The organism is Litoreibacter arenae DSM 19593, from assembly GCF_000442275.2.
Taxonomy (GTDB): domain Bacteria; phylum Pseudomonadota; class Alphaproteobacteria; order Rhodobacterales; family Rhodobacteraceae; genus Litoreibacter; species Litoreibacter arenae.
The window spans coordinates 197528-211971 of record NZ_KE557314.1 but is presented as its reverse complement, the minus strand read 5'-3'; the positions used below and the strand labels follow the sequence as shown (position 1 = coordinate 211971).

The 14444-nt window shown below is 56.3% G+C and carries 17 protein-coding genes; 8 read left to right on the top strand and 9 right to left on the bottom strand.

Features of this window, described 5'->3' with window-relative positions; all coding sequences use genetic code 11:
• Nucleotides 1-10: 10 nt before the first annotated feature.
• Nucleotides 11-961 carry a beta-hydroxyaspartate dehydratase BhcB gene (gene bhcB, locus THALAR_RS13410; protein ID WP_021102122.1) on the bottom strand — a complete coding sequence of 317 codons (951 nt, stop codon included), beginning with the start codon at nucleotides 959-961 and terminating at the stop codon, nucleotides 11-13.
• 25 nt (nucleotides 962-986) lie between these two features.
• Nucleotides 987-2165, bottom strand: a complete 1179-nt coding sequence (gene bhcA, locus THALAR_RS13405; protein WP_021102121.1) for an L-aspartate--glyoxylate aminotransferase BhcA — start codon at nucleotides 2163-2165, stop codon at nucleotides 987-989.
• A gap of 170 nt (nucleotides 2166-2335) precedes the next feature.
• Between bhcA and bhcR the strand changes: the two genes are divergently transcribed.
• Nucleotides 2336-3184: an HTH-type transcriptional regulator BhcR gene (bhcR, locus tag THALAR_RS13400; RefSeq protein WP_021102120.1), complete on the top strand. Its 849-nt coding sequence runs from the start codon at nucleotides 2336-2338 to the stop codon at nucleotides 3182-3184.
• Here bhcR and THALAR_RS13395 read toward each other — a convergent pair.
• Both THALAR_RS13395 and THALAR_RS13390 read right to left on the bottom strand, forming a co-directional pair.
• A complete protein-coding gene (locus tag THALAR_RS13395; RefSeq protein WP_021102119.1) occupies nucleotides 3165-4037 on the bottom strand; it encodes a bifunctional allantoicase/(S)-ureidoglycine aminohydrolase in 873 nt (290 codons plus the stop codon). The genes bhcR and THALAR_RS13395 overlap by 20 nt on opposite strands.
• Before the next feature lie 164 nt (nucleotides 4038-4201).
• Nucleotides 4202-4543: a RidA family protein gene (locus THALAR_RS13390; RefSeq protein ID WP_021102118.1), complete on the bottom strand. Its 342-nt coding sequence runs from the start codon at nucleotides 4541-4543 to the stop codon at nucleotides 4202-4204.
• A 225-nt stretch (nucleotides 4544-4768) separates the two neighbouring features.
• On the opposite strand from THALAR_RS13390, the gene THALAR_RS13385 reads away from it, so the two are divergent.
• Nucleotides 4769-5689: an aminotransferase class IV gene (locus THALAR_RS13385; RefSeq protein ID WP_021102116.1), complete on the top strand. Its 921-nt coding sequence runs from the start codon at nucleotides 4769-4771 to the stop codon at nucleotides 5687-5689.
• Between the two features lie 153 nt (nucleotides 5690-5842).
• On the opposite strand, the gene THALAR_RS13380 is transcribed toward THALAR_RS13385, so the two are convergent.
• From THALAR_RS13380 to THALAR_RS13360, 5 genes are all read right to left on the bottom strand, one after another.
• Nucleotides 5843-7003 (bottom strand): WD40/YVTN/BNR-like repeat-containing protein, encoded by a 1161-nt coding sequence (locus THALAR_RS13380; protein WP_021102115.1) that lies wholly within the window; start codon nucleotides 7001-7003, stop codon nucleotides 5843-5845.
• A 73-nt stretch (nucleotides 7004-7076) separates the two neighbouring features.
• Nucleotides 7077-8594: a malonate--CoA ligase gene (locus THALAR_RS13375; protein ID WP_021102114.1), complete on the bottom strand. Its 1518-nt coding sequence runs from the start codon at nucleotides 8592-8594 to the stop codon at nucleotides 7077-7079.
• A gap of 162 nt (nucleotides 8595-8756) precedes the next feature.
• Nucleotides 8757-9812, bottom strand: a complete 1056-nt coding sequence (locus THALAR_RS13370) for a YeeE/YedE family protein (RefSeq protein ID WP_021102113.1) — start codon at nucleotides 9810-9812, stop codon at nucleotides 8757-8759.
• Nucleotides 9813-9860: 48 nt separating this feature from the next.
• Nucleotides 9861-10196 (bottom strand): ArsR/SmtB family transcription factor, encoded by a 336-nt coding sequence (locus THALAR_RS13365; protein WP_021102112.1) that lies wholly within the window; start codon nucleotides 10194-10196, stop codon nucleotides 9861-9863.
• Nucleotides 10197-10302: 106 nt separating this feature from the next.
• Nucleotides 10303-10674 carry a thioredoxin domain-containing protein gene (locus THALAR_RS13360; protein WP_021102111.1) on the bottom strand — a complete coding sequence of 124 codons (372 nt, stop codon included), beginning with the start codon at nucleotides 10672-10674 and terminating at the stop codon, nucleotides 10303-10305.
• Between the two features lie 77 nt (nucleotides 10675-10751).
• Between THALAR_RS13360 and THALAR_RS13355 the strand changes: the two genes are divergently transcribed.
• From THALAR_RS13355 to soxA, 6 genes are all read left to right on the top strand, one after another.
• The gene (locus THALAR_RS13355; RefSeq protein WP_040818766.1) at nucleotides 10752-11489 is read left to right on the top strand and encodes a cytochrome c biogenesis CcdA family protein; all 738 of its coding nucleotides are present in this window, start codon (nucleotides 10752-10754) and stop codon (nucleotides 11487-11489) included.
• A 15-nt stretch (nucleotides 11490-11504) separates the two neighbouring features.
• Nucleotides 11505-12083: a thioredoxin family protein gene (locus tag THALAR_RS13350; protein ID WP_021102109.1), complete on the top strand. Its 579-nt coding sequence runs from the start codon at nucleotides 11505-11507 to the stop codon at nucleotides 12081-12083.
• A 108-nt stretch (nucleotides 12084-12191) separates the two neighbouring features.
• Entirely contained in the window at nucleotides 12192-12665 is a 474-nt protein-coding gene (soxX, locus tag THALAR_RS13345) for a sulfur oxidation c-type cytochrome SoxX (RefSeq protein WP_021102108.1), read from the top strand.
• A gap of 41 nt (nucleotides 12666-12706) precedes the next feature.
• Entirely contained in the window at nucleotides 12707-13126 is a 420-nt protein-coding gene (gene soxY / locus THALAR_RS13340; RefSeq protein ID WP_021102107.1) for a thiosulfate oxidation carrier protein SoxY, read from the top strand.
• A 23-nt stretch (nucleotides 13127-13149) separates the two neighbouring features.
• On the top strand, nucleotides 13150-13479 hold the full coding sequence (soxZ, locus tag THALAR_RS13335; protein WP_021102106.1) for a thiosulfate oxidation carrier complex protein SoxZ: 330 nt from the start codon (nucleotides 13150-13152) through the stop codon (nucleotides 13477-13479).
• A 26-nt stretch (nucleotides 13480-13505) separates the two neighbouring features.
• The gene (soxA, locus tag THALAR_RS13330) at nucleotides 13506-14360 is read left to right on the top strand and encodes a sulfur oxidation c-type cytochrome SoxA (RefSeq protein WP_021102105.1); all 855 of its coding nucleotides are present in this window, start codon (nucleotides 13506-13508) and stop codon (nucleotides 14358-14360) included.
• The last annotated feature ends 84 nt before the right edge of the window (nucleotides 14361-14444 follow it).

The following is a 14444-nucleotide window of genomic DNA, read 5'->3' as shown; positions in this document are numbered from 1 at the left end:
TGATTTCCCTTCACTTGATCCAAGGCAGGCGGTCGAGATCGACATTGCCGCCAGTGACGATGACGCCGACCCGCTTACCCGCGAACCGGTCCTTGTTTTTGAGGATGGTAGCGAGCGGCACAGCGCAGCTGGCTTCCATAACGATGCGCAGATGTTTCCACGTCAGCTTCATCGCGTCGATAATTTCTTCTTCGCTCGCGGTCAGAATGTCGGTCACGTGGTTTGATACGAAATGCCACGTTAAGTCCTTCAGCGGGACCAAAAGACCATCTGCGATGGTCTTGGGCGCGTCATCTGCGATGATGTAGCCGGCTTTGAAGCTGCGATAGGCATCGTCGGCCTGCTCGGGCTCGGCGGCGATGATCTGCACCTCGGGGGCCTGATTGGACAATGTCAGACAGGTGCCCGAAATCATTCCGCCGCCGCCGATTGGTGCGACGACAATTTCCAGCCCGTCGGTTTGCTCCATGAATTCGCGCGCGCAGGTGCCTTGGCCCGCAATGACCCGCGGGTCATTGTAGGGGTGGACGAAGTCACCGCCGGTTGCCGCCTGCACTTTGGCGAACGTCTCTTCGCGGGAGGAAGTGGACGGATCGCATTCGGTTATCACACCACCATATCTGCGGACCGTGTCCTTCTTGGCTTGCGGCGCGGTTCTTGGCATGACCACGTTGCAGGGAATGCCACGGCGGCTGGCCGCGTAGCTGAGGCAGGAAGCGTGGTTGCCGGAAGAGTGCGTCGCCACACCCTTCTTGGCCTGCTCGTCGTCTAGCCCGAATACGGCGTTGCTGGCACCGCGCACCTTGAAGGCGCCCGGGGTCTGGAAGTTCTCGCATTTGAAGAACAGCTGCGCGCCGGTCAACTCGTTCAGATACGCCGAGGTCAGAACCGGAGTTCGGTTGATATGTGGCTTGATCCGCTCGTGGGCGTCCAGCATGTCCTGATAAGTTGGAATATACATCTGTCTATCCTTCCCGGTGCGGTTCTTATTTCCCGTCAACGGCGTTGTTGCTGTAATATTCCTGAGCTGCGGCAACGCCGGAGCCGAGTTTTACATCCAGACCCAGATCGACCATGCACATCTCGGCAGTGGCCAGACCGCTGAGCATCATGACGTCCGTCAGGCTGCCCAGATGACCGATGCGGAAGACCTTGCCAGCGACTTCACCCAGACCCACACCGAAGGCAACGTCGTATTTGTTCGCTGCATGCGTGACGATTTCGGTCGCGTTAAACCCTTCCGGCGTGCGAATGGCGCTGACCGTGTCGGAGTAGACTTCAGGGGAGACGGCGCACAGTTCCAGGCCCCATGCGGAGACCGCCTTGCGGACGCCCTCTGCGATGCGGTGATGGCGGGCAAATACGGTTTCGAGGCCTTCGTCCAGCAGCATGTCCAGCGAGAGCTTGAGGCCGTTCATCAGGCCAACCGGCGGCGTGTAAGGGAATGCGTTGGCATCGTAGCCTTTTTGCATGTCCTTGATGTCGAAGAAGGTGCGTGGCAGGCCAGCGTTCTGGGATGCAGCGACAGCCTTCTCGGAGAAGCCGACAATGGCAAGGCCTGCGGGCAGCATGAAGCCCTTCTGGCTGCCGGTCACGGCAACGTCCACGCCCCACTCGTCAAAGCGGAAGTCCATCGACGCGATGGAGCTCACGCCGTCAACAAACAGCATGGCGGGGTGACCAGCGGCGTCGAGCGCCTTGCGGACTGCGCTGATGTCGGATTTCACGCCGGTTGCGGTTTCGTTATGCGTGGCCAGCACGACTTTGATTTCGTGGTTTTTGTCGGCTTTCAGAATTTCTTCGTACTTATCGGCAGGCAGGCCTTCTCCCCAAGGGGTCTCGACCACTTGCACATCTAGACCGTGGCGCTGGCACATGTCGATCCAGCGATGCGAGAACATGCCGTTGCGAGCCGCAAGAACCTTGTCGCCGCTGTTCAAAGTGTTGGTCAGTGCGGTTTCCCAACCGCCGGTGCCCGTTGACGGGAAGATGAAGATCTTGGCGCTATCGGACTTCAGAACCTTGCGGACACCGTCGAGGCAAGGATGCAGGATCTTGCCGAAGGTGGGTGAGCGGTGGTCGATGGTCGGCATGTAGCATGCCTGACGCACGGCTTCTGGCATGTTGGTCGGCCCGGGGATGAATACTGGGTTCTGGAAGCTCATGATCGTCTCCTTAATGATCGTTGAGGCCACTCTAGTATGCCCGCATGTGGTGGTGATACTTTTTTGAAAACAGTTTTCAAAATGGATGCGAGCTGAAAAATCAATTGTTGTCAGATGCTTATATTTTTCATATGGTGAATTCGTCTTTCACATAAAATGAAATGCATCTTATGGTTTTCCAAGAAGATAAAAATAAGACCGCTCGGAAATCTCGTGGCCGACCGCGGGACTGGCATGACAAAACCGCCCAGAACACGATCAAATCTTTGGACCGTGCCATGGAGGTTTTTGAGTTTCTGAGCGAAGCGCAGGGCAAGGCGTTGTCTACTCTTGCGAGTGACCTAAACCAGTCCCCTGCAACGGTTTACCGGATTTTGGTGACGCTGGAGGGGCGGGGGTTGGTCGAGTTCGACCAGATTGATCAGGTCTGGCATGTCGGCCCCCGTGCGTTCGTAATCGGGTCGCGCTTCCTGCGCCGTACCAGTCTTGTGGATCGGGCGCGACCCGTGATGCGGATGTTAATGGAGGAAACCGGAGAGACCGCGAATCTGGGGATCGAGCAGAATGGGCGGGTTCTTTTTGTCAGTCAGGTGGAGACCCATGCGAGCATCCGCGCGTTCTTTCCGCCCGGAACTTTGTCACGAATGCATGCCTCAGGCATCGGTAAGGCGCTGCTCTCGGAGATGGACGAAGCGCGGATCAAGAGGTTTCTGACGGACGCCCCGCTGGAACGCTTTACCGAGTTTACCCTGACCGACAGGGATGCGGTGATGGCGGATTTGCAGGCCACGCGGGAGCGCGGCTATGCGATTGACGGCGAGGAGCGCAACCTTGGCATGCGGTGCATTGCTGCGCCGATCTTCGATATTCATGGGGAGGGGATCGCGGGTATCTCCGTTTCCGGCCCGACCTCTAGGGTGGGGCTGGACCAGATCCCTGACCTGAGCAAAGCGGTCATGACCGCCGCAAAAGAGCTTTCTGCGGCGATCGGTGGTGAGGTTACTCGGCAGCGGCCTTGAGGCTTGCCGTGCCGGAATGGGACAAAGCACCGGCGGGACGCAGCGCCATGTGACGGTTTACGTCTTTGTAGAGCAGATAGCGGAACGGTCCGGGGCCACCTGCATAGCAAGCTTGCGGGCAAAACGCGCGGAGCCACATGTAGTCACCGGCTTCGACCTCGACCCAGTCCCGATTCAGACGGTAGGCGGCTTTGCCCTCTAGGACATAAAGCCCGTGTTCCATCACATGGGTTTCCAGAAACGGGATTACGCCGCCGGGCTGGAACGTCACAACGGTGACATGCATGTCGTGACGCAGGTCGTTGGGGTCGACGAAACGTGTCGTGGCCCATGCGCCGTTGGTATCGGGCATGACGCTGGGCGCGATGTCTTTTTCATTGGCGATCACGACATCGGGGTAATCTAGGCCCTCGACGGCTTCATAAGCTTTGCGCACCCAATGGAAACGCAGCGTCTCGGTACCAGTATTCCGCAAGGTCCAATTGCTTTGCGGCGGCAGGTAGGCGTAGCCGCCCGGCTCAAGCTGGTGCGTCTCACCTTGGACGCTGAGTGTGGCGGTGCCTTCCACCACGAACAATACGCCTTGCGCGTTCGGGTCGGTTTCCGGGCGGTCGGAGCCGCCGCCCGGTGCCACTTCCATGATATATTGGGAGAAGGTTTCCGCAAAACCGCTTAGCGGGCGGGAAAGGACCCAAAGACGGGTGTCATCCCAGAACGGCAGGAAGCTGGTAACGATGTCGCGCATCGTGCCTTTCGGGATCACCGCGTATGCGTCGGTGAACACCGCTCGGTCGGTCAGCAGTTGATCTTGGCCGGGGTGGCCTCCGGTCGGGGCATAATACTTTGCAGACATGATCTTCCTCAATGATGTGAGTTCAGCACTACTATGGGCACGTGACCTCAACACTGCCATTACGAAAGTCGAGACAGGACTTTATGGTTTTTTTTGATAGTTCCAAAAACGATGTCGGAAAAAATATAAAAACCTAAGTTCTCGATGCGGCGCACCTGCTCGTATCAGTCGTAGGCCGCGTCCACGATGATTTCGACTTTCAGCTCGGCGCGTGCCAGCTTTGCCTCGCCACATGCGCGGGCGGGTGCGTGTCCTTCGGGAACCCATGCATTCCAGACTTCATTGAGCCCTGCGAAGTCGCTCATATCCGCCAGCCAGATTGTCGCCCGCAGCATCTGTTGGCGCGAGGATCCGGCCTTCGTCAGAAGGGCGTCCAGGCGGCGCAGGCATTCCTCGGTCTGCTCCTGGATGGTCGCACCCTCGCCAACTTGGCCGGTGATATAGGCAACCCCGTTGTGTTTGACGATCTTCGAAGAGCGTGCTCCGGTCTCAATGCGTTCGATCATGTGAATTCTCCTTGGTATTATTTACGGCCAACTGTCGAGTCGTTTGACCGGATTATGGCCTTCCTTATAGAAACAGGATCAGCGAGTATCTACCTTTCCCGCCATCCCGCAACAGTGGGGCAATGGATGTTTCTGATGTACTGTCCTAGAACTTGCAAAACGGACTGGCGCGCGATCAAGCAGCCGACCGCTTTCGTCATATGAGTAACTTGCCAAGGATAGATCATGACCAAAGAAGCCCTTACCACCCATGATGCGTCCGAAGATGCCCGTAATCGTGACATCAAGATCTACGTGAATGGCGAGATCGTCCATCGGGATGAGGCAAAGGTATCCGTCTATGACAGTGGGTTCATGCTCGGGGACGGCATGTGGGAGGGCATGCGCCTCTATAATGGCAAGTGGGCGTTTTTCGACGAGCACATGGATCGGTTTTTCGCGTCTTGCAAAGCAGTCTCGCTGGACGTCGGGATGGACCGCGCAGGCATTCTTGACGCGCTGACGCGTACGGCTGAAGCGAATGGCATGGTCAGTGATGTGCATTGCCGTTTGATGCTGACGCGTGGCGTTAAGGTAAAACCGTTCCAACATCCGTCGCTCAGCCGCACCGGGCCGACATTGGTTATCATTATGGAGCATTCCAAACCTGCGGCAGAGTTGCAAAATCGTGGCATCCGGCTGGCTACTGTTCCGCAGGTTCGCGGATTGCCGATGAGCCAGGATGCCAAGTTCAACAGCCACTCCAAGCTGAACTGCGTTATTGCCTGTCTGCAAGCCGAACAGGCGGGGGCGGACGAAGGGTTGATGCTTGACCCGCATGGCTTCGTGAACACCACCAATGCTTGCAACTTCTTCATCGTACGCAAGGGGGAGGTTTGGACCTCGACCGGCGATTATTGCATGAATGGAGTGACGCGACAGAAGGTGATTGATCTGTGCCGCGCCAATGACATTGCCGTATTCGAGAAGAACTATTCTCTCTACGAGGCATACGGAGCCGATGAGGCATTTCTGACCGGCACGTTTGGCGCGCAGACACCTGTTGCGGAGATCGACGGGAAACCAATTGGCGATGGCAGCCGCGAGGTCACAAAACGCATTCGCGCCCTCTACAAAGAATTGGTGGAAGAAAATACGAACACTTAGGTGAAGTAGCCCTGAATACTCAGAGTCTACAGTCAAGTATTCCGGAGCGTCTGCGGATTTTGCCTGCCGTCGCGCAGAGGCATGACGACGTCTTGTGGAGTCGGAACATGGCGCAGTGATATCCTCAGGAGGGGAGTGCTGCTGAGGGATATTTCAGACCCGCTCGACTATCTCGACTGCCAGAATAGTTGGCAAATGCCTCGCGACTTCCTGCCAGTTTTCCCCCTCATCGAGACTGGCAAAGACAGAGCCGCTGTTCGTGCCAAAATAAAGCCCCGCCGGATCGCGTGTGTCACCGGTCATCGCTTGGCGCAGGACGGTGAAGAAACAGCCTTTTTGCGGAAGGCCGTTGCGCAAATCCTGCCATGTCTGCCCTCCGTCACGCGATCGCCAAACCGCCGCCGCCGCGTCGGGCGGGAAGCGACCGCTGCTGTCGCCGTTCAAGGGCAGGGTCCAAATGGTGTTGGGGTCGCGAGGATGGACGCGGATCGGGAAGCCGAAAGTAGAAGGTAGCCCCGCCGTGATGTCATCCCAACTGCGGCCCCCGTTACCGGAGCGCCAGACGCCATGATGGTTTTGCTGGTATAACAAGTCGCCATCTCCCGGTGCGCGCATCATATTATGGATGCAGTGTCCGGTTTCCCCGTCACGCGGCGCGGCAGGGTGATCGTGGTGACCACAGGTCTCGTCGTTCGACAGACGGTTGCGCCGCTCCCAGGTCTTGCCCCCATCCTCGGTCGCGAAAACACCAGCAGCCGAGATACCAACCCACAGCTTTTGCGGGTTCACCGGGTCAGACACGATGGTGTGCAACACCAATCCGGCGGCGCCGGGGTTCCAACCTTCCGCCGACTCGTGATCAGTCAGGCTTTGAACAGGTTTCCATGTTTCGCCCTGATCCTCGCTGACCAGCAAGCTGGCGGGTTTTGTGCCTGCATAAAGCTTCCCGTGGGCATAAGCTAACGACCAGATTTGTGAGAACTTATCGCCAAACGGCAGGGGCTCCTCCGTCCAGCCGATCATCTTGGCGAAATCGGCGTCATTCGCAGCCCAGTCATCCATCGTTCCCTTGGTCAGTCTTTTAACCTCCCAAGTCTTCCCACCGTCACCAGAACGCCAGACGCCTGCACCGGTCCAGTCGCCGCCGCCACCAGCCCAAAGCGTGCCAGTTTCGGCATCGCCGATTACATGATTGATTGGCCACCCGTCGCAAAAGGGGCCGTCTATGTCCCAGCCAGATCGTTCTCGCTCTCCCGAGGCAAGGAAGGCCCCCTTGGTAGTGCCTATCAGTATGGTCGTATCGCCTGCTTCCATAACACCAACTCCATGTGAGTTGCTGCGAGGATATCACAAAAATGTCGCCTCACATACCGGGCTCACCGCGCAGTCAGCTATTTGTAAACATCGACTTGTATTGATCCCGCAGAAGGTTTTTTTGCACCTTGCCCATGGCGTTGCGCGGCAACTGCTCCAGCACGACCAGTTTGCGTGGGTGCTTGAAGCGGGCGAGAGAGTTTTCGACTGCTTCCATGACGGCGTCGAGGTCGGGGGACTGGTCGCTTTGCGCGACGATAAGCCCCAGCACTGTTTCGCCAAAATCCGGGTGCGGAACCCCTATGACGGCGCTTTCCAAAACTCCGGGCTGGTCGTCCAACAGCAGCTCGATTTCCTTGGGGTAGATGTTGTAGCCACCCGAGATGATCAGATCCTTGTTACGCCCGACGATATGCAGGTAACCATCCTCGTCGAATTTTCCGAGATCGCCTGTGATGAAGAACCCGTCATCACGCAATTCTGCGGCGGTCTTCTCAGGCATCTGCCAATACCCTTTGAACACATTCGGTCCGCGCACCTCAATCTGGCCGATAACCCCGTCGTGAACCGCGTCTCCGCTGTCGGGGTCAGTCACTTTCAGGTCCACATCGGGGAGCGGAAAGCCGACAGTGCCGGCACGGCGCTCGCCGTCATATGGGTTTGATGTGTTCATGTTGGTCTCGGTCATGCCATAGCGCTCAAGAATGCGGTGGCCAGTCCGTGACTCGAACTGCTTGTGTGTATCTTCAAGGAGCGGCGCGGAGCCTGAGATGAAAACACGCATATGGTGGGCTAGGTCTCTGGTGAATTTGGGCGCTTCCAAGAGCCGAGTGTAGAAGGTGGGGATACCCATCATGCTCGTCGCATCCGGTAGTTTTTTGATCACCTGTTCGACATCGAATTTTGGCAGGAATATCATGCTGCCGCCTGTCGCCAAAACCACGTTGGTCGCGACGAAAAGGCCATGGGTATGAAAAATTGGTAGAGCATGCAGCAAGACGTCAGCGGAGGTGAAACGCCACTCGCTTACGAGAGTTAGTGCATTCGACAGCAAGTTGTTTTGCGTCAGCATGGCGCCTTTCGAACGCCCCGTCGTGCCGGATGTATAGAGTAATGCGGCCAGATCATCGGAATTGCGGCTCACGGTCGAAAAGTCGGAAGGCTTGGCGCGGGCACGTCCCATGAGTGAGCCACCACCGTCGGTGGCCAAGGGCAAGATTTGCGCCCCAAACCTTTCAGCGACTATCGTCAGGTTTGGCAAGGTATGCTCTTCACACACCACAAACGCAGCACCGCTGTCTTCTATAAAATAGCCGACCTCGTCGACGGTGTAGGCGGTATTAAGAGGTAGATATACCAATCCTGCCTGAACGCATGCTGCATAGAGGGCCAATGCTTCGACGGATTTGTCCACTTGTGCCGCGACGCGGTCGCCGGGTTTGAGGCCGATCTCGGTTAGCGCGTTCGCAATCTGCGCCGCTGTCGACAGGAACTCCGCATAGGTAACGGTATCGCCATCCGCCAGATGAAGGAAAGGAGCCGTCTTGTCAGAGTGAATTCCGAAGACTTTATCGTACAAGGGATTAGGCATACTTGGCTGCTCGGAATTAGGGGCAAAGCGTCTACAATTCTAACGCATCTCAGTCGTCGATCTGCGTGATAAAGATGCTAGAGAGAGAAGTATCGCAATACAATCATGCAGAAGGGCCATCGCGAACAGCTTCGATAGGTCCATGATCTCCAGCCTCAAAATCTAGTTAGGTGGTGCAAAGCCGGTGATCAACTGCTTGAGCCCCAAGGCCGCGCCAGCGAAGATCGAGGCCAGTACTAACGGTGCGCTGAAGGACAACACTGAAAAGGCTGAAATGCCTTGGCCGATAGTGCATCCCATCGCCAGCACCGCCCCGAAGCCCATACAGATCGCACCAAGAAATTGACGCTTCAGTTCACGAGGGTCCTCGCAGGCTTCCCATCTGAAATGCCCTTTTATCAAACTGCCGGAGAATGCTCCGACCAACACGCCAAAGACAGAGCCGACGCCGAAAGAGAGGCCTCCGCCGCTAGCCGTCATCAAGAAAATAAGTGTTTCGCCCAACGGTGCGGTAAAAGTGTGGCTGAGAACGGGTGATGCTCCGAACCTGTCTGTGGCAACCCATTGTGTTCCGGCCCAGCCACTAACAATTGCGATCCCGATCGCGCACGCCCAAGCGACGGATTTCGGCTCATTCAGAAAGCTCCGCGAACCGAGGGCTGCCAGGGCGATCGCGCCGGTAATGATCAATCCGATCTGTTCAGCACGAATTCCAGAAAGCGACCCAAGCAGGTCTGCGTAGCCGAGATGAGGCGTGGGAAGGGTAGTGTTTGCCACCAGCATCACGCGTGCAGCCGCAAACGGGCCGGAGAGCATGGCATATGCCGAAATGCCCATCACCAAAACGATCACGAAAGATCGCAGGTCTCCGCCGCCAGACCTTGCCAGAGCACCAAACCCGCAGTTCCCCGCAAGCGACATACCGTATCCGAACAAGAGACCGCCGGTGATGCTGGCAAGTGGTGACCACGGGGCGGTGCTGTAGATCGTCTGCGACAGGTCGAGGGCTCCGAACGCCGCCAACGTAAAGCTCAAGGTGCCAGCGACGCCAATTGCCAAAAACCACATCCGTAGACGGGTCGAGCTGCCCTGATACAGAAAGTCCTCAATCGCACCCAAGGTGCAGAAGCGTCCTATGCGAGCGGCCAGTCCCAAAGCGATGCCACCGAAAAATCCGAACATGGCGACGAGCATCGCGTCAGAAATACCGTCTAACAACTGGCCTCCTCCACAAGCCTCAGCCTCGCTCCGGTAGCGGGCCCAAGCCTACTTTTTTTGACAGAAAAGCTCGTAAACCACGTCAAGTATCTGAATGGCACGCCGATCTGTCAAACTGTAATAGATCGCTTTGCCCTCGCGTCTGGGCGACACCAACCCCTCTATTCGGAGACGTGAAAGCTGTTGGGAAACTGCCGCTTGGCGTGCGGACAGCAATTCTTCCAACTCGGTGACGGATTTCTCTCCGGTCGCGAGATGACAGAGGATCATCAGCCGGCCTTCATGGCTGATTGCCTTCAGAAAGTTCGAGGCGTTGCACGCGTTCTCCATCATCTTTTCGATGTCGTCATCTGACATATTCTTGGTAATGACGGGCAAGTTCATGATGCTACCGCTTTCAGCCTATGCGTGTATTCTAATAAGACGCTGCTTGTGCGAGGGCAATCTTGCCACGCCGAATTATCGACATCTGCGGCATCTTGAACAGCCATCACGGGTCCAGCCCCGTCGCGTCAGGATGCTCATCCAGCATCTTTCCCAGAAGAAACCAGAAAAACTGGTCGCCTGCATAACCTTCCATACGTGCAAGCTCCTGACCTTCGTCGACCAATACAAATGTAGGCGTGAAGACTGGCTTGGATTTGAAAGTGATGTCATCAGGCAGGTCTCTAAGGTCCACGCGTCGCAGTGGCGCGCGCTGACCTTCTTCGGTCTTGGGGTAGGTCGCGGAGATTTCCTCGTTCCATTGTGCGCACCAATGACAGCCGTCTTGCTCGACCATAACCAACTCAGCCGCTTGAACCATGAAGGCCGTGACGCCGGATAGTAGAATGCCAAGAAGGCCGTTGCGAGCGCTAATCATCGCGGTTCCAGTTGACCGATCATGAAAACATATCATAACTTGAATATGTAAGCCATGCAACGGTCGAGGCCACAGTAATGTTTGATGTCACCATCCTCGGAGCGTTAGCCGGAGGATTGATAGTGTTCTTCTCGCCGTGCGTGCTTCCGATCGTGCCGTTCTACCTCAGCTATATGGCAGGCGCTTCGATGTCGGAAATTAGTGCGGAAGGTGAGTTGGAACCCGGCGTTCGCCGCCGCGCGTTTCTGGCGTCGATAATGTTCTCGCTTGGGATCATTACCGTATTTGTTCTTCTCGGCGCGGCAGCATATGGGCTGAGCCAGACATTCCGCAGCATGCAAACGGAGTTTCGTTTGTTCGCGGCCGCGGTCGTCTTGATAATGGGGCTACACTTTCTGGGCGTCCTACGCATCGGGTTTCTGAATCGCGTGTTTCAGATGGATGCCGGGGACACGAAGAACATGTCGGTTCTGGGTGCCTATGTTGTAGGGTTTGCGTTTGCTGCGGGCTGGACACCATGCGTCGGTGGCGTGTTAACTGCTGTCGTCTTCACGGCGAGCACCGAGTCGACTGCTTTGGAAGGCTTGTTCTTGCTGCTGGTTTTCGGAGTTGCGATGACGGCACCGTTCGTGGTCGCGTCGCTATTTATCGGGCCGTTTCTTAAGTTCGTGTCACGGTTCCGGAAGCATCTACCGAAAGTCGAGAAGGCTATGGGGCTGCTTATGATCCTGTTTGCCGTGCTCATCGCGACTGACAGCATCAACTACATCGCACAGTGGATGCTTGAGACATTCCCGGCGTTTCAGAACATTTAGAGAGGAGATACGTCGATGAAACGAATTTGGATGGCCATGATAGCTGCATTGATTGCAGTTCCAGCGTTTGCTGCAGAACTGGGTGATGACGGCCTGCACAAGGCTGATTGGATGCGTGATACCTTCAAGGATCTGCGCGAGGATCTTGGTGAGGCTAACGCCGAGGGAAAGCGGCTTGCGCTCATGATCGAGCAGCGTGGGTGCATCTACTGTGACAAGATGCATCGTGAGGTCTACTCCCGGGAGGAGCTGGCCGACTACATCCGCGAGAACTTCTTTATTGTTCAGCTTAACCTCCATGGGGATACTGAGGTTACAGATTTCGACGGCGAGGTGTTGAGCGAAAAGGCGGCTGCGCGAAAGTGGGGACTTCTGTTTACGCCCTCGATTCTGTTCCTTCCCGAAGAAGTTGGCGACGATCAGACCGCCCAGTCAGCTGCCGTCGCGGTCATGCCGGGTGCTTTTGGTGTTGGCACGACCACTGACATGTTCACTTGGGTAAATGAGAAGCGCTATGCCCTTGATTCAGATGAGGATTTTCAGCGCTATCACGCAAGGCGTATCCAAGAAAGGCAAGATGGATCGACGGACTGAGCCAAGTGAAGTGCATAGGTTGTGGTTGCAATCGACAATTTGCACTTGCCGCATCGAGAAGCCGTGCCCTATGGTATACAAAAAATTGAATGTGTTACGGGAGGACGCATGAGAATTTCAATCCTAACCATGGCCGTGGTGGCCGTATCCGCAGCAGCGCTGTCTGCTGCAGAGATTGACCCGAAAGAGGTCAACTATGAAGACGGTGTGGTCAAAGCATCGCTTACCGGCGTAGCCGGAGATCCGGCAAATGGCGCCGAAGTCGTAGGCAACAAGAGTCTGGGCAACTGTGTGGCATGCCATCAGGTCTCCGATCTCGCAGACATTCCGTTCCAAGGCGAGATTGGTCCGCCTCTGGACGGAGCTGCCGACCGCTGGTCAGAGGCAGAACTTCGCGGCATTGTAGCTAACGCCAAGATCATGTTCGAAGACACGATGATGCCTGCGTTCTACAAGGTGGATGGCTTCATCCGCCCCGGAAATGCCTACACTGGTGAAGCAGCTGACGAAACATTCGGCCCGCTGTTGTCCGCCCAGCAAATCGAAGACGTAGTTGCCTATCTTTCTACGCTTAAGGAATGAACACCCTCTCTAATCGGGGAATAAGCTTAGGAGCTTGAACAATGAAACTGACACGACGCAATGCCCTCGTTATGGGCGCAAGCGCTTTCGCGGCGCTAGGGCTTCCGCTACGCGCGTTTGCATCCTTGTCCGATGATGCGATCGCCGCATTCACCGGTGGTGCTGAAATGGGCGACTCCGGAATTACGCTGACCGCGCCGGAAATCGCTGAAAATGGCAATACCGTACCGATCGAGGTGTCGGCACCAGGCGCTGCCGAGATTATGGTCTTGGCGACCGGAAATCCGACCCCGGCTGTGGCGACATTCAAGTTCGGCCCTCTTGCCGCTTCGCATGCCGCCTCTACCCGCATTCGATTGGCGGGCACGCAGGATGTAGTCGCTATCGCCAAAATGGCTGACGGCTCCTTCGTGAAGGCGTCCAGCACTGTTAAAGTCACAATCGGCGGCTGCGGCGGCTAAGGTATCTCAAGGAGTATTTGAAAATGGCAAAAGGTGTAAAACCCCGCGTCAAGGTGCCTAAGAAGGCAGCTGCTGGCGAGGCGATCACGATCAAGACGCTGATCAGTCACAAGATGGAGTCAGGTCAGCGCAAGGACGATGACGGCAACGTAATTCCGCGCTCGATCATCAATCGGTTCACATGCGACTTTAACGGTGAGAACGTCATCGACGTTACGTTGGAGCCGGCGATTTCAACCAATCCATATCTGGAGTTTGAAGCAACCGTGCCAGAAGCGGGTGAGTTCAAGTTTACATGGTACGATGATGACGGCTCGGTCTACGAAGAGAGCAAGCAAATTGCCATTGGCTGATCGTCACAGCATCAGGGAGGGATGATATGACAAACTTTAAGCAAGCTATCGGCGTGTTCGTCGTCGCGAGCACCGTTGCAATGGGTGCTGTAGCTGATCCGGTGGATGACACGCTGGTTCTCAACGAAGAAACGACCATAGTTACCCGCACGGCTGCTCCGGCGCATGTCGCGGATGCTCTGGACGAGGTGATGTCCGGCTGGCTATTCCGCGGAACTGAAACGCGTGCAATGCAGGCGGACGACTTCGACAACCCGGGCATGATCTTCGTCGAGCAAGCCGAAGATACCTGGAATACGGCCGAAGGCACCGAGGGCAAGTCTTGTGCGGACTGTCATGGTGCGTCTGACGAAATGGCAGGTGTTCGCCCGACTTTCCCGAAATGGAATGATGCGGCGGAAGAAGTGTTCACGCTCGAGATGCAGATCAACGACTGCCGTGAGAACCGTATGGGTGCCGAGAAATGGAAGTACACCGGTGGCGATATGGTCAACATGACCGCGCTTCTTGCGTCTGTGTCTCGCGGCATGCCTGTGGATGTCGCTATCGACGGACCTGCTCAGTCAACATGGGAAGATGGCAAAGAGTTGTACTACACACGCACCGGTCAGTTGGAGCTGTCCTGCGCCAATTGCCATGAGGACAGCTACGGCTTGATGATCCGCGCTGACCATTTGAGCCAAGGCCAGATCAATGGTTTCCCGGTGTATCGCTTGAAAAATACCAAGCTGAACGCAGTCCACGATCGCTTCAAAGGCTGCATTCGTGATACTCGCGCCGAAACCTACAGCCCCGGCAGCCCGGAGTTCGTGGCTTTGGAGTTGTATGTCGCGTCCCGCGGTAACGGTCTGTCGGTCGAGGGCCCTGCCGTTCGTAACTAAGTGAGCTTGAAAGCCCCGCGCCGAAGGACCGGCACGGGGCTTTCCTATTCATAAAACATTCAAAAACCCGCATGTATTCCAGCA